A 550-nucleotide genomic window follows, 5' to 3' on the forward strand; every position below is an offset into this window, starting at 1 on the left:
AGCCCCGAACTGTCGCCGTACGCGTTCGGATCGTCCGGGATGAAGTAGTTCTGCCCGGCGTAGAGATTGCTGTTGCTTAGCCCGTTGGCGCGCATGAAGTTGCCCACCGCCTGGGGGTCGCTGGTGCCAAGCAATTTCGAGATGTTGTCGCCGGGGCCGGCCACCTGGCCGTGTCCGGCCACGCTGCTGTAGTAGTTGGGATTGGCGCTTTGTTCGGCCGCGTTGAGCAAGCTGCGGTCGTCCATGCCGCCGTTGACGTCGTCGAGCCAGCCACTATCGATCGGCGTGGTCACCGGGTCGGGCAACGCCACCGGCGCAACCGACACCGGTCCGAAGTCGTCCGCACCGGAGGCGTCGCCGCCACCGCTAGTCGCAACGCCCGGTCCGGCGCTGCCGTCGCCGGAACCGGCCGGCGGCGCGAGCATGCCGCCAACCAGCGCGCCGGCCACCGCGTTGCCGAAGGCGTCCGTCAGGATGTTGCCGACATCGATGTGCCCGCCGGTGACGATGGTCGACGCCACGCCCGAGGCCAGGCCCGAGGCGGTGTTGG

General features: G+C 69.1%; 1 protein-coding gene. It reads right to left on the reverse strand.

Translation table 11 applies throughout. The annotated features are described in order from the left end of the window. The coding region (locus AC07P1_RS33725; protein ID WP_494699950.1) for a LysM peptidoglycan-binding domain-containing protein at window positions 1-550 on the reverse strand (550 nt) is incomplete at both ends.

The sequence above is a fragment of the Duganella sp. GW821-FHT07F09 genome, from assembly GCF_059418705.1.